Raw genomic sequence first — 22,115 nt, 5'->3', positions numbered from 1 at the left:
TACACGCGGGCATCACCAACCTCAACCCCACCCCCCCCCGGCGCCGGCGCGGGGGGCTACGCTTTCCCCTGGGCCCGCGGGGGCGGGCGGCCCGGGGGATCACCCGGGGGCCGCCTTCTCGTTTCCCGCCCGCGCGGGGCCGCCCGGCGCCCGCGGGGACGCCTACCGCCCGGCGACGTCCGGGCTCACCGGGTCCGGCCCCATGTGCGGGTCGCCCTCCAGCGGCAGCTCCTGGCCGCTGGTCCGGTCGACGACGGTCCGCCCGGCCAGCGGCGAGCGCAGGTCGGCCGAGACCGACTGCCGCTTGGCCAGCGCGTTGCACACCTGCCCCGGCTGGACGGTGGGCGGGCCCGGCACGACCAGCACGTCCACCCGGCCCGGCTGGGACTCGTCCGCCTTCAGCGCGTACGTGGTGCAGACCCCGCCGAAGAAGTAGACGGTCAGCTTGGTGGTGCCGTCCACCCGGTAGGCGACCGGCGGACGGACGGGCGCGCCCGAACCGTTCGGGTTCGGCTCGCCCACCGCGATCCCGTTGCCCGGGGGCGTGGCGGGGGCCGGCTGCCCGGGCGCGGGCGAGGCCGGGGTGGGCGTGAAGCCGCCCGGCGGCCGGCTCGGCTGCGAGGCGCCGGAGGAACTCCCGGTCGGCTCCGCCGAGGACGGGCTCGCGGAGTCCGTCGGGGCCTGCGGGGAGGCACTCTCCGAGGCCGACGCGGCGGCCGAGCCGCTCGCCGCGGCGTCCGAGGCGGGCTTGCCGTCCCCGCCGCAGCCGGCCACCGTCATCACCGCCGCCAGCGCCAGACCCGCCAGGGCCACCGCCCGCCGACCGCGCCGGGGCATCGTCTCCGGTTCCATCTGCACATCCTCCCGAGGGTTCAGCGGTGCCGCTTCCTCGCCGCTCCGCGCGGATGTGACGTGCTCCGGTCGGATCCGGTTCCGTACGGGCCGGATCCGTTCCGGCGCGGGCTCAGAAGCCGTACTCGGCCATCCCGGCCACCATCCGCTGCGCCCCGGACGGGACCCGGAAGCCGGTCGGCGCGGGGGTGGCGGGCTGCGGACCGGCCGCGAGCTGCGGCCAGAACCGGCGCAGCCGCCGGGAGGAGTCCACCAGGGCGTCGAGCGTCTCGCCGTCCTCGGTCCGCAGGACGGGCGGGGAGCAGTGGTCGGTCATCATCGGGCATCGCTCCGATCCAGGGCCGTGGCCACGCTGCCACGGTCGACGGCGGGGCCCGCGCGACGGGCCCCCACGGCCGACCCTAGGCAGGGGCCCGGCCGCCCACCAGTGCTACCGGGAGGTAGTACACGTTCGAGGGCCACGGGTGCCACCATGGCCGTGCGGGCGGCAACTTGCGGCACTCTTGCCTGGGCGCTCCCCGGGGCCGGGTACCGTGGGTGGGTTCATCCCCGCCTGCCCGTTGGCCCCGCAGCCATCCTGAGGAGACCTTCCGTGCGTATCGCCGTTGCCGGCTCGATCGCCACCGACCACCTGATGACGTTCCCCGGCCGGTTCGCCGACCAGCTCGTCGCCGAGCAGCTGCACACCGTGTCGCTGTCCTTCCTGGTCGACACCCTGGACATCCGCCGCGGCGGCGTCGCGCCGAACATCACCTTCGGCATGGGTGTGCTCGGCCTGCGCCCGATCCTGGTCGGCGCCGCCGGTGCGGACTTCGCCGAGTACCGCAGCTGGCTGGAGCGCAACAACGTGGACTGCGACTCCGTCCACATCTCCGAGACCCGGCACACCGCGCGCTTCATGTGCACCACGGACGAGGACCACAACCAGATCGCCTCGTTCTACACCGGTGCCATGGCCGAGGCCCGCAACATCGAGCTGAAGCCGATCGCCGACCGCGTCGGCGGCCTGGACCTCGTCCTGATCGGCGCCGACGACCCGCAGGGCATGGTCCGCCACACCCAGGAGTGCCGCACCCGCGGCTACGCCTTCGCGGCCGACCCCTCCCAGCAGCTGGCCCGCCTGGAGGGCGACGACATCCGCGAGATCGTGGACGGCGCCGCGTACCTCTTCACCAACGAGTACGAGGCCGCGCTGATCGAGAGCAAGACCGGCTGGGGCGCCGAGGAGCTGCTCACCCGCGTCGGCACCCGGATCACCACTCTGGGCAGCAAGGGCGTCCGGATCGAGCGCAAGGGCGAGGCGCCGATCCTGGTCGGCTGCGCCAAGGAGGAGGCCAAGGTCGACCCGACCGGCGTCGGCGACGCCTTCCGCGCCGGCTTCCTGGCCGGCCTGTCCTGGGACCTCGACCTGGAGCGCTCCGCCCAGCTCGGCTGCATGCTCGCCACCCTGGTGATCGAGACCGTCGGCACCCAGGAGTACGAGCTGCGCCCGGCCGCCTTCCTGAAGCGCTTCGAGGAGGCCTACGGCGCCGAGGCGGTCGCCGAGATCAGCGCGCACCTGGTCAAGTAGTCCGCCCCGCTCAGGAGCGACGCAGCACCAGGTAGGCCGAGCCCCGGTCGCCGCCGTACTCGGCGGCCGGGGCCTCGCCCGCGTACTCCTGCCCGCGCATCCCGCACCAGGCCGGGATGTCCAGCCGGGCCGCCTCGTCGTCCGCCAGCACCGCGACCGTGCCGCCCCGCGGCACCTCGCCGATCCGCTTCGCCAGCTCGATCACCGGCAGCGGGCAGCGCTTGCCCAGCGCGTCGATGACCAGCAGCGACTCCCGGGCCGCCGGTTCGGGTTCGGGCGCGGGCCCGGGCGCCGGCAGGTCCAGCCCGAGCGGCGCCCGGACGCCGGCCACCAGGTCCGGCAGCACCGCGAGGAAGCGTTCCACGTCGGCCTCGGCCGTCCCGTACGGCAGCGAGACCCGCACGTTCCCCTCGGTGAGCACGCCCATCGCCGCCAGCACGTGGCTGGGCGTCAGCGTGGACGAGGTGCAGGAGGAGCCGGAGGAGACCGCGAAGCCCGCCCGGTCCAGCTCGGTCAGCAGCACCTCCCCGTCCACGTACAGGCAGGAGAAGGTGACGATGTGCGGCAGCCGCCGCACCGGGTCGCCGACCACCTCGACCTCGGGCACCAGCCGAGGCACCCGGGTGCGGATCCGCTCCACCAGCGCGTGCAGCCGGCTGTTCTCCCGCTCGGCCTCGGCGCGCACGGCGCGCAGCGAGGCGGCCGCGGCCACGATCGCGGGGACGTTGACGTAGCCGGGCACCCGGCCGCCCTCGCGCTCGTCGGCCGGCAGCGGCGAGGAGTACCGGACACCCTTGCGCACCGCCAGCACCCCGACCCCGGGCGGGCCGCCCCACTTGTGGGCGCTCGCGGTCAGCAGCGACCAGCCCGCCGGGACGTCCATCCGCCCGGCGCTCTGCGCCGCGTCCACCAGCAGCGGGACGCCGGCCTCGGCGCACAGCTCGGCGACCTCGCCGACCGGCTGCACCGTGCCGACCTCGTGGTTGGCGCTCTGCAGCGCGGCCAGCGCGGTGTCCGGGCGCAGCAGCGCGCCGAAGGCCGCCGGGTCGGCCCGGCCGCCGCGGTCCACCGGCGCCACCGAGACCTCGCCCCCGCCCGCCAGGTGGCGTTCCGCGACGTGCAGCACGCTGGAGTGCTCCACCGCGGAGTGCGCGAAGTGGCCGCCGCGCCGCCGGTTCCCGGTCAGCGCGCCCAGCAGGCCGAGTTGGACGGCCTGGGTGCCGCTCGCGGTGAAGGCGATCTCGTCCGCCCGGGTGCCCAGCACCGCGGCCACCGTCTCGCGGGCGGCGTCCAGCAGCATCCGGGCCTGTCGGCCGGAGCGGTAGAGCCGGGCCGGATCGGCCCAGCCCTCGTCCAGGGCGGCGGTCAGCGCCTGCCGCGCGACGGGGTGCAGAGGGGCCGTCGAGGCCGCGTCGAAGTACACGGTGACATTTAACGACACACCCGGCCGGAGTCAGGGGCCCCTCGCACGGCTCACCCGCCGTCAGTCGATCATCCCGAATGTCCGCTTCGTCCGCGTCCGACGGGCCGTCACGGGCGTCGTCCGAGGTCATCCCCCGATCGGGCGTACGGACCTCGAATGCCTACGATGACCTGCGACGCAGCCCCCACCGGGCCTGATCGGGCTAGCGGGCGGCGCGTTACCGGGGGCTGCCCGTCAGGAGCGCATAAGGCTGGAGTAGGGTTTGGCCCGCATAAGCATTCAAACCGTGCCCGTGGACGGGTCGCCGGGGAGGCTCACACTCCTCCCCGGGGCGACGCGAAGGCGGGCGAGACTTCGGGAAGGCGCTACGTGAGTCCCAACGGCTCCGACCGCTCGCCGCGGCGCACGATGCGGCGGAAGCTGCCTCAGGCGCTGGCACTGGGCCTCGTCATCGCGACCGCCACCGGCTGCTCGGCCAACGACCTCCCCAGGCTTGGCCTCCCGAGTCCCGTCACCAAGGAAGGGCCCATGGTCCTCCAGATGTGGCAGGGCTCCTGGATCGCGGCGCTGGTGGTCGGCGTACTGATGTGGGGTCTGATCATCTGGAGCGTGATCTTCCACCGGCGCAGGCGCACCGGTGTGGAGATCCCTCCGCAGACCCGGTACAACGTGCCCATCGAGGCGCTCTACACCGCGGTCCCCATCATCATCGTCTCGGTCCTCTTCTACTTCGTCGCCCGCGACGAGGCGAAGCTGACCGCCACCTCCGAGAAGCCGCAGCACTACGTCAACGTGGTCGGTTTCCAGTGGAGCTGGGCGTTCAACTACGAGAACACCGAGACTCCCGACCCGGCCAACCGGGACGCCGCGTACGAGGTCGGTACGCCCAAGGACGCTCCGACGCTCTGGCTGCCGGTCAACGAGTCGGTTCAGTTCCGCCTCACCTCGCGTGACGTCATCCACGACTTCTGGCCCGTCAACTTCTTGATGAAGATGGACGTCGTGCCGGGCGTGGTGAACAAGTTCGAGGTCACGCCGACCGTCAAGGGCGAGTACATGGGCAAGTGCGCCGAGCTCTGCGGCGTCGACCACTCGCGCATGCTGTTCAACGTCAAGGTCGTCGACCGCGCCGACTACGACAAGCACCTGGCCGAGCTTCGCGCCAAGGGCCAGAACGGTGCGGTGCCCTCCGGCCTGATCACCATGGGAAGTGAAGAGAAGTGACAATCCTCAACGAGCCCGCCGCGGCCGGCGGGGGCGCCGAGGCCGTCACGGTCGGGGCGCAGCGGACCCGCAAGCCGGGTTCGACCATCATCAAGTGGTTGACCACCACTGACCACAAGACGATCGGCACGCTGTACCTGGGCACGTCGTTCGCCTTCTTCCTGATCGGTGGCATCCTCGCCCTGGTCATGCGTGCCGAGCTGGCTCGTCCCGGGACCCAGATCCTGTCGAACGAGCAGTTCAACCAGGCGTTCACGATGCACGGCACGATCATGCTGCTGATGTTCGCGACGCCGCTCTTCGCCGGCTTCGCGAACTGGATCATGCCGCTCCAGATCGGCGCCCCGGACGTGGCGTTCCCGCGTCTGAACATGTTCGCGTACTGGCTGTACCTCTTCGGCTCGACCATCGCGGTGGCGGGCTTCCTGACCCCGAACGGCGCTGCCAACTTCGGCTGGTTCGCCTACTCCCCGCTGTCCGACGCGGTGCACTCGCCCGGCATCGGCGGCGACATGTGGATCATGGGTCTGGCCTTCTCGGGCTTCGGCACGATCCTCGGCGCGGTCAACTTCATCACCACGATCATCTGCATGCGCGCTCCGGGCATGACGATGTTCCGGATGTCGATCTTCGTCTGGAACGTCCTGCTGACCTCGGTGCTGGTCCTGCTGGCCTTCCCGGTGCTGGCCGCCGCGCTGTTCGCCCTGGAGGCGGACCGCAAGTTCGGTGCCCACGTCTTCGACCCGGCCAACGGCGGGGCGCTGCTGTGGCAGCACCTCTTCTGGTTCTTCGGCCACCCCGAGGTGTACATCATCGCGCTGCCGTTCTTCGGCATCGTGTCGGAGATCATCCCGGTCTTCAGCCGCAAGCCGATGTTCGGTTACTCCGGTCTGGTCGCGGCCACCATCGCGATCGCCGGTCTGTCCGTGACGGTGTGGGCGCACCACATGTACGTCACCGGGCAGGTGTTGCTGCCGTTCTTCTCGTTCATGACCTTCCTGATCGCGGTCCCGACCGGTGTGAAGTTCTTCAACTGGGTCGGCACCATGTGGAAGGGCTCGCTGAGCTTCGAGACCCCGATGCTCTGGACGGTCGGCTTCCTGGTCACCTTCCTCTTCGGTGGTCTGACCGGTGTTCTGCTGGCCTCCCCGCCGATCGACTTCCACGTCTCGGACTCGTACTTCGTCGTCGCCCACTTCCACTACGTGGTCTTCGGCACCGTCGTGTTCGCGATGTTCGCCGGCTTCCACTTCTGGTGGCCGAAGATGACCGGCAAGATGCTGGACGAGCGCCTCGGCAAGATCACCTTCTGGACGTTGTTCTTCGGCTTCCACACCACCTTCCTGGTGCAGCACTGGCTCGGCGCGGAGGGCATGCCCCGCCGCTACGCCGACTACCTGGCCTCGGACGGCTTCACCACCCTGAACACCGTCTCGACCATCGGCTCCTTCGTTCTCGGCCTGTCGATCCTGCCGTTCCTCTACAACGTCTGGAAGACCGCCAAGTACGGCGAGAAGGTCACCGTGGACGACCCGTGGGGCTTCGGCCGCTCGCTGGAGTGGGCGACGTCCTGCCCGCCGCCGCGGCACAACTTCCTCACCCTCCCGCGGATCCGCTCCGAATCCCCGGCCTTCGACCTCCACCACCCGGAGATCGCCGCGCTGGACTACCTGGAGAACCACGGCGAGCCGGCCAAGCACCTCGCCGGTGTGACCCCGGCGAAGTACGACGCCCCGAAGCTGGGCAAGGGCAACAAGGAGGGTGACGCCTGATGAAGGAACAGGGAAAGATCTTCCTGGGCCTGTCGGTCTTCGTGCTGGCCATGGCCGTGACCTACGGCCTGTGGACCAACCACTCGGACAAGGGCATCGAGGCGGCCGGTACCACCGCGCTGTTCCTGGCCTTCGGTCTGTGTGCCTTCATCGGGTACTACCTCGCCTTCACCGCCCGCCGGGTGGACAGCGGCGCGGGTGACAACCCCGAGGCCGAGGTCGCGGACGACTCCGGCGAGCTGGGCTTCTTCGCCCCGCACAGCTGGCAGCCGCTCTCGCTGGCGCTCGGTGGCGCGCTCGCCTTCCTGGGCGTGATCTTCGGCTGGTGGCTGATGTTCTGGGCCGCCCCGATCATCATGATCGGCATCTTCGGATGGGTCTTCGAGTTCTACCGGGGCGAGAACCAGAACCAGTAGGGTTCCCGCCTCATGGCACCAGGGCCGGTCCTCCCGCACGGGGGGACCGGCCTGCCGCGTTCCCCGGTCCTGCTGCGTCCCCGGGATGACGGCCTCACTCCGGTGGGTGAACGGGAAGTCCCTCGGATGTCGCTTCACCGGGGGGCGTTCCTACGATCTGATCAATCGTGCGAACCTCGGAGGCGGTCATGGCCGACAGGCGTGGAATCGCAGCTCTGGGCGGCATCTCGCTGGCCCTCGCAGTGCTGGCCCCGCTGGCCGGCTGCACGGCCGGGCAGGAGGAGCCCGTCGGGCCGCACCGGATCGACGCGGCCCCGCTGGTCCACCTCTCGGCGGACGGCAAGGCCGATCCCTCCCAGCCGGTCACCGTGAGCGCCGTCCAGGGCAGCACGCTCACCGACGTCACCGTGGTCGGCCCGGACGGCCGGGTGATCGCCGGGAAGCTCGCGGAGGACCAGCGCAGCTGGCGGACCACCGGCCGGCTGAAGGCCTCGACGGCGTATACGGTGCGGATCTCCGCCGACGACGGCAGGGGCGGCCGCGGCGACACCACCGCGAGCTTCAGCACCGTCGCCGCCCAGCGCCTGCTGACCGCCAAGCTCGGCCCGGACTCCTCCGGCACCGGCGTCTACGGGGTGGGCCAGCCGCTCACCGTGCAGCTCTCCGAGGCGGTGACGGACCCGCAGGCCCGCCAGGAGGTCGAGCGGGCCCTGACGGTCGGTTCCCAGCCCGTCGTCACCGGGGCCTGGTACTGGGTGGACGACAAGAACCTGCACTTCCGCCCGGAGGACTACTGGCCGGCCGGCACGGCCGTCTCGCTGGCCTTCGACGGCACCGGCAGCCGGATCGCGGACGGTCTCTACGGCGGTGACCGCAGCTCGCTGAAGCTGCGGATCGGCGAGCGGGTGGAGTCGGTGATCGACGCGGCCGCCCACGAGCTCACCCTGAAGCGCGACGGCGAGGTGCTGAAGACCATCCCGGTCACCACCGGCAAGCCCGGCTTCGACACCCGCAACGGCGTCAAGGTGGTGCTCGGCCAGGAGCGGTCGGTCCGGATGAACGGCGAGACCATCGGCATAGCCGCTGGCAGCACGGAGTCGTACGACCTCGACGTGAAGTGGGCCACCCGGGTGACCTGGAGCGGCGAGTACGTCCACGCGGCGCCCTGGTCGGTCGGCTCGCAGGGCATCGAGAACGTCAGCCACGGCTGCACCGGCATGAGCACCGGCAACGCCGAGTGGTTCTACCAGCACACCCGGGTCGGGGACCTGGTGACGGTGGTGAACAGCCGGGGCGGCGCGATGGAGTCCTTCGGCAACGGCTTCGGGGACTGGAACATCGGCTGGACGGACTGGGTCAAGCACAGCGCCTCGGGACAGCCCGTCAGCACCACCGCACCGCCCTCCCAGGCCCCCGCCGCGGGGATGATCCGCCCCGACCTCTGACGGGCCCCTCCCGGGCCCGTCAGCCCTCCGGGAAGGCCAGCCGCAGGGCGGTGTCCACGGCGGCCAGGGCGTCCGCGCGGGAGACGCCCAGGCGGCTCGCCCGGGCGGCGAACTCGGCGGCGGCCTCGGCGGTCAGCCGGTGGGCGGCGTCCCCGGTGGCGGCGATCAGCGTGCCGCGCCGGCCGTGGGTCTCCACCACGCCGTCCGCCTCCAGCTCGCGGTAGGCCCGGGCGACGGTGCCGGCGGCCAGCCCCAGCTCCTCGGCCAGGGCCCGGACGGTGGGCAGCCGCAGCCCGGTCGGCAGCTCGCCGGAGCGGGCCCGGTCGGCGATTTGGGCGCGGATCTGCTCGTACGGGGGAGTGGCCGAGGCGGGGTCGACGGAGAGCTGCACGGGGGCTCCTGGTGGCGCGGCGGGCGGGTACGGGACTGGCGGACCTGGGAAAGCCCGAGGGCCGCCGACCAGAAGAACTCTGGTCAGCGGCCCTCGGGGTGGCGCGGTGGCGCTTACGGGATCAGTGGTGGCCGTGGCCGCTGGTGATCTCGTGGTGCTCCTCGGCGGTCGGCTTGGGGATCTGGCTGCCCTCGCCGTAGAAGCCGCGGGAGAGCTTGGCCCGGGTGCGGGTGAGGACGCCGGCCTTGCGGGCCACGCCGTTCTCGTCCGTCTGGGCCGGCAGCTCGACCGGCTGGTTCTGGTCGTGCGCGGTGAGCTTGAACAGGTCCTTCTGCGGCAGCTGGGCGTGCACCTCGATGAACTCGCCGTGCGGCAGGCGCTTGATGACGCCCGTCTCGCGGCCGTGCAGCACCTTCTCCTTGTCACGGCGCTGGAGGCCGAGGCACCAGCGCTTGGTGATGATGAAGACGACGACCGGGACGACGAAGAAGCCGACGCGGACGAAGTAGGTGATCGAGTTGATCGACAGGTGCAGGTGGGTGGCGAACAGGTCGTTGCCACCACCCATCAGCAGCACCAGGTAGAGGCTGATCCAGGCGGCACCCAGGGCGGTGCGGACCGGAGCGTTGCGCGGGCGGTCCAGGATGTGGTGCTCGCGCTTGTCGCCGGTGATCCAGCTCTCGATGAACGGGTAGACCGCGATCGAGACCAGGACCAGCGGGAAGATCGCCAGCGGGATCATGACACCCAGGTTGAGGGTGTGGCCGCCCCAGACGCTGATCTCCCAGCCCGGCATGACACGGATCAGACCCTCGGAGAAGCCCATGTACCAGTCGGGCTGGGCGTCCGTGGAGACCTGGTCCGGACGGTACGGGCCGTACGCCCAGATCGGGTTGATCGTGGCGATCGCCGAGACGACGGCGATGAGGCCGAACACCAGGAAGAAGAAGCCACCGGCCTTGGCCATGTAGACCGGCATCAGCGGCATGCCGACGACGTTCTTCTCGGTCTTGCCCGGGCCCGCCCACTGGGTGTGCTTGTGGTAGAAGACCAGGATCAGGTGCGCCACCAGCAGGCCGAGCATGATGCCCGGGATCAGCAGCACGTGGATGGTGAAGAAGCGCGGCACGATGTCGTGGCCGGGGAACTCGCCCCCGAACAGGAACATCTGGACGTAGGTGCCGATCAGCGGGACGGCGAGGATCGCGCCTTCCATGAAGCGGATACCGGTGCCCGACAGCAGGTCGTCCGGCAGGGAGTAGCCGAAGAAGCCGTCGAACATGCCCAGGACCAGCAGCAGGAAGCCGAAGACCCAGTTGATCTCACGCGGCTTGCGGAACGCGCCGGTGAAGAACACGCGCATCATGTGCACGAGCATCGCGGCCACGAAGACCAGGGCGGCCCAGTGGTGGATCTGACGGATCAGCAGACCGCCGCGGACCTCGAAGCTGATGTCCACCGTGGAGGCGTAGGCCTCCGACATCGGGATGCCCTTGAGCGGCACGTACGAGCCGTCGTAGATGACCTCGGCCATCGAGGGCTTGAAGAACAGCGTCAGGTAGACGCCGGTCAGGATGATGATGACGAACGTGTAGAGGCAGATCTCGCCCAGCATGAAGGACCAGTGGTCCGGGAAGATCTTCCGCAGGTTGGCCTTGGCGAGGGAGTAGATCCCCAGCCGGCCGTCCGTCCAGTCAGCCGCGGCTTCCCACTTGTTGGCGGGCTTTTCACGCGTGCTGGAGGGCTTGGCGGCACCGGTCGTGGTGCTGCTCGCGCTACTCATCGAGCACGCTCCCAGTAGCTCGGGCCGACGGGCTCATCGAAGTCGCCGGTGGCGACCAGGTTGCCCTTCTCGTCAGTGATGATCTTCAGCTGCGGCAGCGGGTGACCGGCCGGGCCGAAGATGACGCGGGCGCCGTCCGCCAGGTCGAAGGTCGACTGGTGGCAGGGGCAGAGCGCGTGGTGGGTCTGCTGCTCGTACAGGCTGATCGGGCAGCCGACGTGGGTGCAGATCTTGGAGTAGGCGAGGATGCCCTCGAAGCCGAGCTCCTTGGACTTCTCGTCCTTGATGTCCTCGGGCGCGATGCGGACCAGCATCAGGGCGTCCTTGGCGATCCGCTGCTGGAAGTCCTCGCTGTGCGTGGACAGGCCCTCCGGCATGGCGAAGGTGAGCGAGCCGATGACGATGTCCTCGGGCTTCATCGGCTGCAGCGTGTTCATATTGATCAGCGGCAGCGGCTTGGCCTCGGTCGCCTCCTTCCAACCGGTCTCCTTGAGCTTCTTCTCGGGAAGCGGGCCAAGGTCACGGAGCAGGACCACGCCGGAGAGCGGGACCAGCGCCATGGAGCCGATCAGGGTGTTGCGGATCATCTTGCGGCGGCCGAAGCCGGACTCGGCGGCGCCGGTCTTGAACTGCTCGATGACGTCCGCGCGGACCTCGTCGGACGCCTCGATCGGGTGACGCTCGGCCGGCAGCTCGACGTCCGACATCAGGGTGCGGGCCCAGTGGACCGCACCCGCGCCGATCATGAACAGCGCGATGCCCAGGGTCAGGCCGAGCGCGAAGTTCAGCGCGCTGACGTGACCGAGCGGGAAGATGTAGACGATCTTGTCCGGGTCGATGGCCACGTACGAGGCGATGAAGCCCACGGTGGCGAGCATCGAGATCACGAACATCAGCGAGACCTGGCGCTCGGCGCGCTGGGCGGCCCGCTCGTCGATGTCGGTGCGCCGGGGCTCGTGGGCCGGCAGGCCCGGGTCGGCGAACGGGCTGCCGTGATCGGCCACCTCGCCGGCGGAGCCGTGCGGCTCCGGGAGCTTCTCTTCTGACATGTCGTGGCTCATGACTTCTTGGCCTTGGTGGTGTGGGCGGCGACCCAGATCGCGACCGCGATGAGCGTGCCGAGGCCGAAGATCCAGCCGAACAGACCCTCGGTCACCGGACCGAGGCTGCCCAGGGTGAGACCGCCGGGGTTGGGCTCATCGTTGGTGGTGTGGCGGACGAAGGCCACGATCTGCTTCTTCTGCTCCTCGGGCATGGTGGTGTCCGGGAACGACGGCATGTTCTGCGGGCCGGTCTGCATGGCCTCGTAGATGTGCTTGGCGTCCACGCCCTCGAGCGACGGGGCGTACTTGCCCTTGGTCAGGGCACCACCCTGGCCGGCGAAGTTGTGGCACTGGGCGCAGTTGGTGCGGAACAGCTCGCCACCCTTGGAGATGTCCTCGGGGTTGGTCGAGGTGAACTGCTCCTCCGTCGGGGTCACCGGGCCGGGACCGAGGGAGGCGACGTAGGCGGCGAGCTGGTCGATCTCGGCCTGCGAGTAGATGTTCTTCTTGCGCGGCACCTGGGCGCCGGGCTGCTGGGCGGGCATGCGGCCGGTGCCGACCTGGAAGTCGACAGCGGCGGAGCCGACGCCGACCAGGCTCGGACCGTCACTGCTGCCCTGGCCGTTCAGGCCGTGGCAGGAGGAGCAGCCGACGGCGAAGAGCTTCTTGCCCTCATCGATCGCGAGCGACTGCGCGGCGACGTCGGCCTGCGCCTTGTCGGCGGGCGCGAACGCGGCGTACAGCCCCCCGGTTGCCGCCAGGGCGAGAAGTAGGACGACCAGCGCCGCCAATGGGTGGCGCCGTCGTGCGGAGAGCTTTTTCACGGAATAACCCCGGTGTCAGGATCTGGTCGACTGGTGGGTGCACCCGGCGGCCGGTCTGGCCGGCACGAGGCTGCCTGTCTAGGGCTGCGCGCGCGGTCGGTCGGTGGGAGCGTCGGCACCGGCAGAAGCGGCCCGTCGCCGGTGAGGGCGGGGGCCGCAGCCGGTGGCCAGCGACCTGATCAGCTGGTTACTTGATCAGGTAGATGGTCGCGAACAGGCCGATCCACACGACGTCGACGAAGTGCCAGTAGTACGACACGACGATCGCCGCGGTGGCCTGCTCGTGCGTGAAGCGCTTGGCTGCGTACGTCCGTCCCAGGACCAGCAGGAAGGCGATCAGACCACCCGTCACGTGCAGCCCGTGGAAGCCGGTGGTCAGGTAGAACACCGTGCCGTACGGGTCGGAGGACAGCGACAGGCCGTCCTTCTTGACCAGCTCGGTGTACTCGAAGACCTGGCCGCCGATGAAGACCGCGCCCATGGCGAACGTGAGGATGAACCACGCCCGGAGCTTCTTCACGTCACCGCGCTCGGCAGCGAACACGCCGAGCTGGCAGGTGAGCGAGGAGAGCACCAGGATCGTGGTGTTGACCGAGGAGAAGGGCACGTTGAGGGCGTGGGCCTTCTCGGTCCAGAACTCCGGCCCCTTGACGGAGCGGAGCGTGAAGTACATCGCGAAGAGGGCCGCGAAGAACATCAACTCGGAACTGAGCCAGACGATCGTTCCGACGCTGACCATGTTCGGCCGGTTGACCGATCCGTGCGCGTGCCCGGTTTCTACTGCTGTTGCTGTCGCCACGACGGACATTATGTCGGTCCCTTATTCCGTCTTCACGTCGGGGGGTGTCCCTCGGAGTGTCCGGTGCGTGCGGTATGCCCCCTTGAGGGGTGCCGGGGTGCCCGGACGGGGGTTGAGCAGCGGCGTGTCCCTTTTCTGATGGTTCCTCGGAGGGGCCCGCGACCCCGTTGCCCGGCGCGTCGCTGCACGGTCGGAGCAGCCGCGGGAGGTAAGGGGACGGGCCCGGGGTCGGCCGTACGGGTGGACTGGACGGGATCGGGTGACGGGCCGTCCTCCGGGCGGGTGAGCCCGGGGCGCGGCGGCTCGGGACGGATCGTGCGCGAGGGGGACTCGGCGGACGGTGATCGGGAGTAGCATCCGGATCAGGCGAACGTGGTCCGGATCACACTTGAGGGAGCAGGGTCCATGGCGTACACGACCGATGAGACGCTCACCGTCCTCGTCTACAGCGACGACCGCAACACCCGCGAGCAGGTGCTGACGGCGCTCGGCCGTCGGCCCGCCGAGGATCTTCCGGAACTGTCCTACCTGGAGTGCGCGACCACCCCCGCGGTGCTCAAGGCACTGGAGAAGGGGGGCGTGGACCTCTGCGTGCTGGACGGCGAGGCCGTTCCGGCCGGGGGGCTGGGGCTCGGCCGCCAGCTCAAGGACGAGATCTACGGCTGCCCGCCGGTGCTGGTGCTGATCGGCCGGCCGCAGGACTCCTGGCTCGCCGCCTGGAGCCGGGCGGACGCCGCCATCTCCCGCCCGGTGGAGCCGGTGGCGCTGGCCGGGGCGGTCGCCACCCTGCTGCGGGCGCGGCTGGCGAAGCGGACTCCGGCCGTCCGCTGAATTCCCCCCCGGCAACTGGAAAAGAGGGGGGTAGAAGCGGCCGCTTCGCTCGATAGGCTGGCTCCATCCGTACGGACGTCCCCCCGGAGCGGGGAACCGACAAACAGCTGGAGTCAGCCATGGTGAACGTGAACCCTGCGAACGGCGGTAGCGACCCCGCGCAGGTGATCCGCACCTGGCCGGACCTCCTGGCGGCGCTGTTGCAGGGGGAGGACCTCGACCGCGCGTCCACCGCGTGGGCGATGGACCGGATCATGAGCGGCGAGGCGTCCCCCGTGCAGGTGGCCGGGTTCATGATCGCTCTGCGGGCCAAGGGCGAGTCGGTCGAGGAGATCGCCGGCCTGGTCGACGCGATGTACGAGCACGCCGAGCCGCTGGAGATCCCCGGACCGGCGGTGGACATCGTCGGCACCGGCGGGGACCGGGCGAAGACCGTCAACATCTCCACCATGTCGGCGATCGTCGCGGCGGCCGCCGGCGCCAAGGTGGTCAAGCACGGCAACCGGTCGGCCTCCTCCGCCAGCGGCTCCTCGGACGTGCTGGAGAAGCTCGGGGTGGCGCTGGACCTCTCCTCGCAGCGGGTCGCCGAGGTGGCCGAGGAGGTCGGTCTCACCTTCTGCTTCGCGGCCAAGTTCCACCCCTCGATGCGGCACGCCGCCACCGCGCGGCGCGACCTCGGGGTGCCGACCTCCTTCAACATCCTCGGCCCGCTCACCAACCCGGCCAGGGTCACCGCGCACGCCATCGGCTGCTTCGACACCCGGCTGGCCGGGCTGATCGCCGGGGTGCTGGCCGAACGGGGCGCGACGGCGCTGGTCTTCCGCGGCGACGACGGGCTGGACGAGCTGACCATCACCACCACCTCGCAGGTCTGGCTGGTGCGCGACGGGGTGGTCACCGAGACCACCTTCGACCCGCGGGACGTCGGCATCGAACTGGTCGGCATCGAAGCGCTGCGCGGGGCGGACGCCTCGTACAACGCCGAGGTCGCGCGGCGGCTGCTGGCGGGGGAGCACGGGCCGGTGCGGGACGCCGTCCTGCTGAACACGGCGGCGGCGCTGGTCGCGCTGGACCTCGGCGAGGCGCCGCTCGCCGAGCAGCTGGCGGCCGGCATGGAGCGGGCCGCGGAGGCGATCGACTCCGGTGCCGCGCAGGACCTGCTGCGACGCTGGTCGGAGGCCACCAGCCGGATCTGAGGCGGTAGTTGGGGAGCCCGTGCCGGAACGCCGGCACGGGCTCCCGTGCTGTCCGGATGCTGGATGCCCGTTTGACCACCCGATGGACGCGGCCTAGAGTCTTCGCCAGGTCATGAGTGACAGCGCGAAGCCCCAGCTGGCTGTCCGGCAACCCTCCGTCCGTGGCGGGGTGCCCTGGGTGAGGACCGGGTCGTCACGGCAAGCCGTCCGTGCGACAAGCGCGGACGCCGGACGAGCAGCACTCCCGGGGTCCCTCACCCCTGAAGGAGTGCATCCTCATGTCCGCTCTCGCCATCACCGAGACCTGCGCCCCGCTCGCCGTCCTCGGCGCCGACGTCCAGGTCCCGCTCGCCAACGGTGAGAAGGTCGGCTACGCGGCGCTGGACTACGCGGCCAGCTCCCCGGCGCTCCAGCGGGTGTGGGACGACGTCGCCGCCTACGCGCCGTACTACGGCAGCGTCCACCGCGGGGCCGGGTACCTCTCCCAGCTGTCCACCGACCTGTTCGAGCAGAGCCGCCGCACCGTCGGCGAGTTCCTCGACCTGCGCGAGGGCGACCAGGTGGTCTTCACCCGGGCCACCACCGACTCGCTCAACCTGCTGGCCGCGGCCGTTCCGGCCGGCACCCGGGTGTTCGCCTTCGAGACCGAGCACCACGCCTCGCTGCTGCCCTGGGCGCACGCCGGACTGGATGTCACCTACCTGCGGGCGCCGCGCTCCCGGGCCGAGGCGGTGGCCGCGCTCGACGCCGCCCTCGCCGGGGCGCCCGAGGGCCCCAAGCTGCTCTGCGTCACCGGCGCCTCCAACGTGACCGGCGAGCTGTGGCCGGTCGCCGAGCTGACCCGGACCGCGCACCGGCACGGCGCCCGGGTGGTGCTGGACGCCGCCCAGCTGGCGCCGCACCACCGGGTCTCGGTCCGCGAGCTGGACGTCGACTGGATCGCCTTCTCCGGCCACAAGATCTACGCGCCGTTCGGCGCCGGGGTGCTGGCCGGCCGGGCGGACTGGCTGGACGCGGCCGAGCCGTACCTGGCCGGCGGCGGGGCGACCCGGACGGTGGCCCGGGAGAGCGACGGCTCGGTGGCCGTGCAGTGGCACACCGGCCCGGCCCGGCACGAGGCCGGCTCGCCGAACGTCATCGGCGCCTACGCGATCGCCTCGGCCTGCCGGGCCCTGACCGAGGCCGGCTTCGACGCGCTGGAGGCCCGCGAGCAGCAGCTGATCGCCCGGCTGACCGCGGGGCTGGCGCAGATTCCGCAGGTCAAGGTGCTGAACCTGTTCGGCTCCGACTCCGCCCGGGTCGGCGTGCTGTCCTTCGTCGTCCGGGGCTGGAACAGCTCGCACTTCTCGGCCGCGCTGTCCGCCGAGTACGGCATCGGGGTGCGTGACGGCCTGTTCTGTGCCCACCCGCTGGTGCGCACGCTGCTCGGGGACGAGGACGTCGCCCCGTCCGAGTGCGGGGCGCCGGAGTCCTCGCTGCCGGGCGAGCGCAGCCTGAACGCGATCCGGGTGAGCTTCGGCGCCGGGACGCCGGACGAGCACGTCGACCGCTTCCTGACCGCCGTCCGGGAGCTGGTCACGGACGGGGCGGCCTGGAACTACCGCAACGAGGGCGGGCGCTGCGTCGCGACCGTGCAGATCGACCGGGGCCGTCGCGAGGGCTGAGCGCTACTCGTCCAGGCCCAGGGCGAAGGCGGCTTCCAGGTCGTGCTGGGAGTAGGTGCGGAAGGCGATCTGGGTCTCGGTGTGGGCCACGCCCGGGACCTTGTTGAGCCGGCCCGGAATGACCTCGGCCAGGTCGTCGTGCCGGCGCACCCGCACCATCGCCACCAGGTTGTAGCCCCCGGTCACCGAGTAGACCTCGCTGACGCCGTCGATGGCGGCGATGGATTCGGCGATCTCCGGGATGCGGTCGACACTGGTCTTGATCAGGACGATGGCGGTGATCACAGTTCGGGCTCCTTTGTGGGGTGGCGCCAGCGTATCGGGCGTCGGCCGGGTCGTCGCGGGGGGTGGCGAACCACGGTGCAGGCGTAGAGGAACCCGGCCGAGAAGCCGATCACGTGGACCAGGTACGCCACCCCGGGCCCGGCCGAGTGCACCGACCACCACTGCAGGGCGAACCAGAGGCCGAGCACCAGCCAGGCGGGGAACCGCAGCGGCAGGAAGAGCAGCAGCGGGACGAGGGTGGTGACCCGGGCCCGGGGGTGGAGGCGCAGATAGGCGCCGAGCGCGGCGGCGATCGCCCCGGAGGCCCCGATGAGCACCCGGGTGGAGTTCGGCGAGTGCGCCTCGGCGAGCGCGAAGCCGTACGTGGTCAGGCTGCCGGCGGCCAGGTAGAAGACGGCGTACCGGGCCCGGCCCAGCCGCCGTTCGACGGTGGGGCCGAAGACCTGGAGGAAGAGCAGGTTCCCCAGCAGGTGGAGCCAGCCGGCGTGCAGGAAGAGCCCGGTGAGGACGGACAGGGCCGGGTGCTTGCCCGGGGTCGGGGCGGCCGGGCAGCCGGGGACCGGGTCGGGGGCCTCGGCCAGCTGCGCGGCGGTCAGCGGCCGCCCGGCCAGCACCTCGGCCGGGACGGCGCCCCAGCGCTGCTCGTACCGCTGCTCCGCGCAGACCCGGGCCCGGCCGGTGCCGTACAGCGGGTTGAGCCCGGCGGCCGGGCCGAGCAGGAAGACCAGGGTGTTGAGTGCGATCAGGGCGTAGCTGACCGCCGGGACGGTCGCGGCCGGGCGGCCGCCCCGGGCGGCAGTGTCGTCGGGGACCGCGAGCGCCATGCGGCCAAGCATCCCTCCGGGCGCCGCAGGTGACACGGCGGTTTACGGCAGGTGGACCAGTCCGGGTGTTCGGGCGACCGGTGGCCGCGATGGTTGCCCCAGGCAATAGGCTTGGGGCGGGCATTCCCGCCTCCCGCCGCCGATGCCGGGGCTCCGGGGGGAGCGCCTAGCCCACGAAGGGACCACCCGAGAGGACCCCCGATGACCGTCCCCGCCCTGACCGCCGAGACGCGCTGGCGCTGCACCCTGTGCGGAAACCTCACCCGCTTCGACGTGACCCGCACCGCGCGGGTGACCGAGTTCCTGCACTTCGACCTGGCCGGCGAGTCCGAGGTCGAGGAGACCGAGGTGCTGAGCGAGACCATCGAGTCGGTGCGCTGCCGCTGGTGCAACGCGGTGGACCAGGTCGAGCTGGTGGCCCGCCCGGGTGCCGAGGGGGCGCAGGCCCCCACCGAGCAGGGCTGATCCCCGCCGCGGCGGCGGGTGGGTGCGCGGCGCACCCGCCCGCGCCGCACGGGACAATGCAGAACAAGACGCACGGAGCGTGACGACAGGGGGAGGTCGCGGCCGTGCCCCGCTGGACCAGGATCGGAGCCGAGGACGTGATGGACGCAGCGAAGGAGCCCGGCGAAGCCCAGGGGCTTCAGCCCGCTGCGGCCGAGGCCCGGGCCGGGGCGGCGGCCGAGGCGGCGAACGACTCCTCCGAGCCCGCGGCGGAGCACGCCGTCGAGAAGCTCGACCGGCCGCTGCCCGAGGGCGTGCGCCGGCGCGTGGTCGGGCTGGCCTCGGACGCGCTCGGCGGGCTGCCGGCGGGCGAACTCCCGCAGAGCCTGCGTCAGTACGTCAAGTTCACCCCGGCGCGGCGGGCCAAGTACGCGGCCACCGCGCTGGCGGCGGCCCTGGAGGCGGAGCCGGCCTTCCGGGTGCGGATAGCGGAGCGGCTGCGCCTCGGGCAGCCGGACCTGGTGAAGGCGCTGGAGTCGGGCACCGTCCCGAGCGCCGCCGATCCGATGGACGTCGCGGCCGCCGCCTACCTGGTGCGTTCGGCGGGCTGGAGCCGGCTGGTGGCCGAGGCCGGCGAGGAGGCCGAGCGGGCCGGTGCCGAGGACGCGGCCGCGGAGTCGGCCCGGCTGGTGGAGAAGCTGCACGCCGAGCTGGCCGAGGTGCGGGCCTCCGCGCGGGCGGAGGTGGACCGGCAGCGTGCCGAGTCGGACGGCGTCCGCAAGGAGGCCGAGTCGCTGCGCAAGAAGGTGCGGTCGCTGGAGAGCGACACCCGCCGGGCGCAGGCCGAGACCCGCCGGGTGGCCGGCGAGCTGGAAGCCCTGAAGGCGCAGACCGCGGCCGAGCGCGGTGCGGCCGAGACCGAGGCGCGCAGGCTCAGGCACCGGGTCTCGGAGCTGGAGAACGCGGTGGAGCAGGGCCGCCGGTCGGCCCGTGAGGGGCGCAGCGTCGAGGACATGCGGCTGCGGCTGCTGCTGGACACCGTGCTGCAGTCGGCCCAGGGGCTCCAGCGGGAGCTGGCGCTGCCGGTCTCCCAGATCCGCCCGGCGGACCTGGTGGAGGCGGTGGTGCCGGGGGCGGCCTCGCCCCACGACGTGGCCCGGCGCGGGCTGGCCGAGGACGATCCGGCGCTGCTGGACCAGCTGCTGGCGATCCCCCAGGTGCACCTGGTGGTGGACGGCTACAACGTGACCAAGACCGGTTATCCGACGCTGCCGCTGGAGCAGCAGCGGATCCGGCTGCTGGGCGGGCTGGCGATGCTGGCGCAGCGCACCCAGGCGGAGGTCACCTGCGTGTTCGACGGGCAGGACCTGGACGTCCCGGTGATCATGGCGCCGCCGCGCGGGGTCCGGGTGCGGTTCAGCCGGACCGGGGAGACGGCCGACGAGCTGATCCGCCGTCTGGTGCGGGCCGAGCCGCAGGGCCGTCCGGTGGTGGTGGTGTCCACCGACCGGGAGGTCGCGGACGGCGTGCGGAAGGCGGGCGCGCGCCCCGTCGCCTCGGTGCTGCTGCTGAACCGGCTGGCGCGCCCCTGACCCCGACCAGCTGTGCGATGCCTGGTCAGGAGTGGTTCCGGAGTGATGTGCGGGTCCCGTGTCGTCAGTGTGCGGACCGGAGTTCACACCTTCGGGGGAGTGGCAAAACGGATAGATCTTCACTAGGGTCTGGCGTCAAACCTATTTTCCGGAATCTCATCCCATCAGGTGAGTCCGTTGGAAGAAGGAGCAGGACCCTTGGCCTCCCACCGCCGTCCCAAGCAGCCGAGCCGCGCGCGGATCTCCGTGCTCACCGCTGCTGCTGCGACCGCGGTCGCCCTCTCCGCCCAGGTGGCCGCGCACGCCGCGCCGCAGCCGAACAAAACGGACGTCAAGGCGCAGATCGACCAGCTCCAGGAGGAGCAGGAGCAGGCGGCGGAGAAGTACAACGGCGCCAAGGAGCGGGCCGACCAGCTGCGCAAGCAGGCCGACCAGCTGCAGGACCAGGTGGCCCGCAGTCAGGAGCAGATGACCCAGCTCCAGGGCGGTCTCGCCGAGGTGGCGGGCGAGCAGTACCGCACCGGCGGCATCGACCCGTCCGTCCAGCTGATGCTCACCTCCGACCCGTCCGGCTACCTGGAGAAGGCCTCCACCGTCCAGCAGGCCAGCAGCAGCCAGGCCGAGGCGCTCAAGGGGCTGCTGGACCAGCAGCGCCGGCTGGACCAGGAGAAGGTCGAGGCCTCCGCCGTGCTCGCCTCGCTGGACACCACCACCAAGGACCTGAACCAGGCCAAGGCGGACGTCAACACCAAGCTGAAGGCCGCCCAGGACCTGCTGAACTCGCTGAGCGCCACCGACCGCGCCGCGCTGAAGGCCCAGCAGGCGCAGGACGACCGCGCCTCGCGCGGCAGCGACCGGGTCGACCTCAGCAGCCTGCCGCCGGCCAGCGGCTACGCGGCCGTGGCGATGGCCAAGGCGATGGGCAAGCAGGGCTCGCCGTACGTGTGGGGCGCCACCGGCTCGACCACCTTCGACTGCTCGGGCCTGATGGTCTGGGCGTACGGGCAGGCGGGCGTCTCGCTGCCGCGCACCTCGCAGGAGCAGGGCCACTACGGCACCCGGGTGCCGTCGCTGGACCAGGCCCAGCCGGGCGACCTGGTGATCTACGGCAACGACATGCACCACGTCGGGATGTACATCGGCAACGGCATGGTGGTCCACGCGCCGCACACCGGTGACGTGGTGAAGGTGATGAAGGCCGACGCGATGTCGATCAACACCATCCGCCGGGTCTGACGGCCCGACACGCCCGCGGGGCCGTTCCGGGGCCTGTGAAAAGCGCCACCCCTCGTGCGGGGGGTGGCGTTCGGCTTTCCGCGCCTTCGCGGCCACATGCTGAGAACTGATCAGCCTTCTGTGTGCCGGTGGTCACCATCGGTCATTTTCACAGCAGAACTTGGGAAATCTTTGGTCTTTTTTCTGACAAGGATTTGAACCGATCACGGTTCAGTTACTAGGGTCGTGCTCTGAACCACCGCACTGTCGATCGCCCAGCCAGGGTGGCGGCGGTGGTTACCGTCGAGTTCGTGAGGCAGCGGGGCAGGTCGAAGCGACTGCCCGACAGGGGAGCCCAGTGTTTTGGGGGCGCTGCGGAGCGGAGCCGGGGAACCACGTTCCTCCGGGGTGAATCGACGCCAGGTCGGCCGATGGAACGGCCGTGAGGCGTCGTAGGGCATGCTTCCGGCCCGAACCCGTCAGCTCACCCGGTAGGCGGACGTAGGAAGAAGGAGTCCGCCT

21 protein-coding genes and 2 riboswitches are annotated in these 22,115 nt (G+C 71.3%); of the genes, 11 read left to right on the top strand and 10 right to left on the bottom strand.

Annotation, left to right across the window (positions count from 1 at the left end):
- Window positions 1-162: 162 nt before the first annotated feature.
- Window positions 163-852: a hypothetical protein gene (locus ACFVUY_RS12095; RefSeq protein WP_387729459.1), complete on the bottom strand. Its 690-nt coding sequence runs from the start codon at window positions 850-852 to the stop codon at window positions 163-165.
- Window positions 853-964: 112 nt separating this feature from the next.
- Complete coding sequence (locus tag ACFVUY_RS12090) at window positions 965-1,171, bottom strand: hypothetical protein (protein ID WP_359897043.1); 207 nt, start codon at window positions 1,169-1,171, stop codon at window positions 965-967.
- A 273-nt stretch (window positions 1,172-1,444) separates the two neighbouring features.
- Between ACFVUY_RS12090 and ACFVUY_RS12085 the strand changes: the two genes are divergently transcribed.
- Entirely contained in the window at window positions 1,445-2,422 is a 978-nt protein-coding gene (locus tag ACFVUY_RS12085; protein WP_387689227.1) for a carbohydrate kinase family protein, read from the top strand.
- Window positions 2,423-2,432: 10 nt separating this feature from the next.
- Here the strand turns inward: ACFVUY_RS12085 and ACFVUY_RS12080 are convergent, their stop codons facing one another.
- On the bottom strand, window positions 2,433-3,845 hold the full coding sequence (locus tag ACFVUY_RS12080; protein WP_387729456.1) for a cysteine desulfurase/sulfurtransferase TusA family protein: 1,413 nt from the start codon (window positions 3,843-3,845) through the stop codon (window positions 2,433-2,435).
- Between the two features lie 369 nt (window positions 3,846-4,214).
- Here ACFVUY_RS12080 and coxB point away from each other — a divergent pair, with 369 nt between their 5' ends.
- The 4 genes from coxB to ACFVUY_RS12060 all read left to right on the top strand — a co-directional run bounded on the left by coxB (window position 4,215) and on the right by ACFVUY_RS12060 (window position 8,702).
- Window positions 4,215-5,069 (top strand): cytochrome c oxidase subunit II, encoded by an 855-nt coding sequence (coxB, locus tag ACFVUY_RS12075; RefSeq protein WP_387689222.1) that lies wholly within the window; start codon window positions 4,215-4,217, stop codon window positions 5,067-5,069.
- On the top strand, window positions 5,066-6,841 hold the full coding sequence (gene ctaD, locus ACFVUY_RS12070; protein WP_387689219.1) for a cytochrome c oxidase subunit I: 1,776 nt from the start codon (window positions 5,066-5,068) through the stop codon (window positions 6,839-6,841). The genes coxB and ctaD overlap by 4 nt, the downstream gene beginning before the upstream one ends.
- Window positions 6,841-7,257 (top strand): cytochrome c oxidase subunit 4, encoded by a 417-nt coding sequence (locus ACFVUY_RS12065; RefSeq protein ID WP_359897049.1) that lies wholly within the window; start codon window positions 6,841-6,843, stop codon window positions 7,255-7,257. The genes ctaD and ACFVUY_RS12065 overlap by 1 nt, the downstream gene beginning before the upstream one ends.
- 188 nt (window positions 7,258-7,445) lie before the next feature.
- A complete protein-coding gene (locus ACFVUY_RS12060; RefSeq protein WP_387729454.1) occupies window positions 7,446-8,702 on the top strand; it encodes an Ig-like domain-containing protein in 1,257 nt (418 codons plus the stop codon).
- 19 nt (window positions 8,703-8,721) lie between these two features.
- Here the strand turns inward: ACFVUY_RS12060 and ACFVUY_RS12055 are convergent, their stop codons facing one another.
- The 5 genes from ACFVUY_RS12055 to ACFVUY_RS12035 form a co-directional block, all read right to left on the bottom strand.
- The gene (locus tag ACFVUY_RS12055; protein ID WP_387689213.1) at window positions 8,722-9,093 is read right to left on the bottom strand and encodes a GntR family transcriptional regulator; all 372 of its coding nucleotides are present in this window, start codon (window positions 9,091-9,093) and stop codon (window positions 8,722-8,724) included.
- 121 nt (window positions 9,094-9,214) lie between these two features.
- Window positions 9,215-10,876, bottom strand: coding sequence for a cytochrome bc complex cytochrome b subunit (locus tag ACFVUY_RS12050; protein ID WP_387689210.1), 1,662 nt, complete (start codon window positions 10,874-10,876; stop codon window positions 9,215-9,217).
- On the bottom strand, window positions 10,873-11,925 hold the full coding sequence (locus ACFVUY_RS12045) for a Rieske 2Fe-2S domain-containing protein (RefSeq protein WP_359897056.1): 1,053 nt from the start codon (window positions 11,923-11,925) through the stop codon (window positions 10,873-10,875). The genes ACFVUY_RS12050 and ACFVUY_RS12045 overlap by 4 nt, the downstream gene beginning before the upstream one ends.
- An 8-nt stretch (window positions 11,926-11,933) precedes the next feature.
- Window positions 11,934-12,743 (bottom strand): c-type cytochrome, encoded by an 810-nt coding sequence (locus tag ACFVUY_RS12040; protein WP_316520844.1) that lies wholly within the window; start codon window positions 12,741-12,743, stop codon window positions 11,934-11,936.
- Window positions 12,744-12,930: 187 nt separating this feature from the next.
- On the bottom strand, window positions 12,931-13,551 hold the full coding sequence (locus ACFVUY_RS12035) for a heme-copper oxidase subunit III (RefSeq protein WP_049651835.1): 621 nt from the start codon (window positions 13,549-13,551) through the stop codon (window positions 12,931-12,933).
- 396 nt (window positions 13,552-13,947) lie between these two features.
- On the opposite strand from ACFVUY_RS12035, the gene ACFVUY_RS12030 reads away from it, so the two are divergent.
- From ACFVUY_RS12030 to ACFVUY_RS12020, 3 genes are all read left to right on the top strand, one after another.
- Window positions 13,948-14,373: a hypothetical protein gene (locus ACFVUY_RS12030; RefSeq protein ID WP_387689205.1), complete on the top strand. Its 426-nt coding sequence runs from the start codon at window positions 13,948-13,950 to the stop codon at window positions 14,371-14,373.
- Window positions 14,374-14,492: 119 nt separating this feature from the next.
- On the top strand, window positions 14,493-15,569 hold the full coding sequence (gene trpD / locus ACFVUY_RS12025; protein ID WP_387689202.1) for an anthranilate phosphoribosyltransferase: 1,077 nt from the start codon (window positions 14,493-14,495) through the stop codon (window positions 15,567-15,569).
- 108 nt (window positions 15,570-15,677) lie between these two features.
- Window positions 15,678-15,796: riboswitch (SAM riboswitch) on the top strand.
- Between the two features lie 51 nt (window positions 15,797-15,847).
- On the top strand, window positions 15,848-17,233 hold the full coding sequence (locus tag ACFVUY_RS12020) for an aminotransferase class V-fold PLP-dependent enzyme (protein ID WP_387729452.1): 1,386 nt from the start codon (window positions 15,848-15,850) through the stop codon (window positions 17,231-17,233).
- Window positions 17,234-17,236: 3 nt separating this feature from the next.
- Here ACFVUY_RS12020 and ACFVUY_RS12015 read toward each other — a convergent pair whose 3' ends face one another.
- Window positions 17,237-17,518 carry an Lrp/AsnC family transcriptional regulator gene (locus ACFVUY_RS12015; RefSeq protein ID WP_049651832.1) on the bottom strand — a complete coding sequence of 94 codons (282 nt, stop codon included), beginning with the start codon at window positions 17,516-17,518 and terminating at the stop codon, window positions 17,237-17,239.
- Window positions 17,515-18,342, bottom strand: a complete 828-nt coding sequence (locus ACFVUY_RS12010) for a rhomboid family intramembrane serine protease (protein ID WP_387689195.1) — start codon at window positions 18,340-18,342, stop codon at window positions 17,515-17,517. Before ACFVUY_RS12010 ends, ACFVUY_RS12015 begins: the two co-directional genes overlap by 4 nt.
- Before the next feature lie 201 nt (window positions 18,343-18,543).
- On the opposite strand from ACFVUY_RS12010, the gene ACFVUY_RS12005 reads away from it, so the two are divergent.
- The 3 genes from ACFVUY_RS12005 to ACFVUY_RS11995 all read left to right on the top strand — a co-directional run bounded on the left by ACFVUY_RS12005 (window position 18,544) and on the right by ACFVUY_RS11995 (window position 21,614).
- Window positions 18,544-18,807, top strand: a complete 264-nt coding sequence (locus tag ACFVUY_RS12005) for a hypothetical protein (RefSeq protein ID WP_387689192.1) — start codon at window positions 18,544-18,546, stop codon at window positions 18,805-18,807.
- A gap of 140 nt (window positions 18,808-18,947) precedes the next feature.
- Window positions 18,948-20,378: an NYN domain-containing protein gene (locus ACFVUY_RS12000; RefSeq protein WP_387729751.1), complete on the top strand. Its 1,431-nt coding sequence runs from the start codon at window positions 18,948-18,950 to the stop codon at window positions 20,376-20,378.
- Between the two features lie 198 nt (window positions 20,379-20,576).
- On the top strand, window positions 20,577-21,614 hold the full coding sequence (locus ACFVUY_RS11995; protein ID WP_387689189.1) for an NlpC/P60 family protein: 1,038 nt from the start codon (window positions 20,577-20,579) through the stop codon (window positions 21,612-21,614).
- Window positions 21,615-21,953: 339 nt separating this feature from the next.
- Window positions 21,954-22,107, top strand: a riboswitch (cyclic di-AMP (ydaO/yuaA leader).
- Window positions 22,108-22,115: the final 8 nt, after the last annotated feature.

The sequence above is a fragment of the Kitasatospora sp. NPDC058063 genome (assembly GCF_042885395.1).
GTDB classification, from domain to species: domain Bacteria; phylum Actinomycetota; class Actinomycetes; order Streptomycetales; family Streptomycetaceae; genus Kitasatospora; species Kitasatospora lactacystinica.
This window is presented reverse-complemented; position numbering and strand designations above follow the sequence as displayed.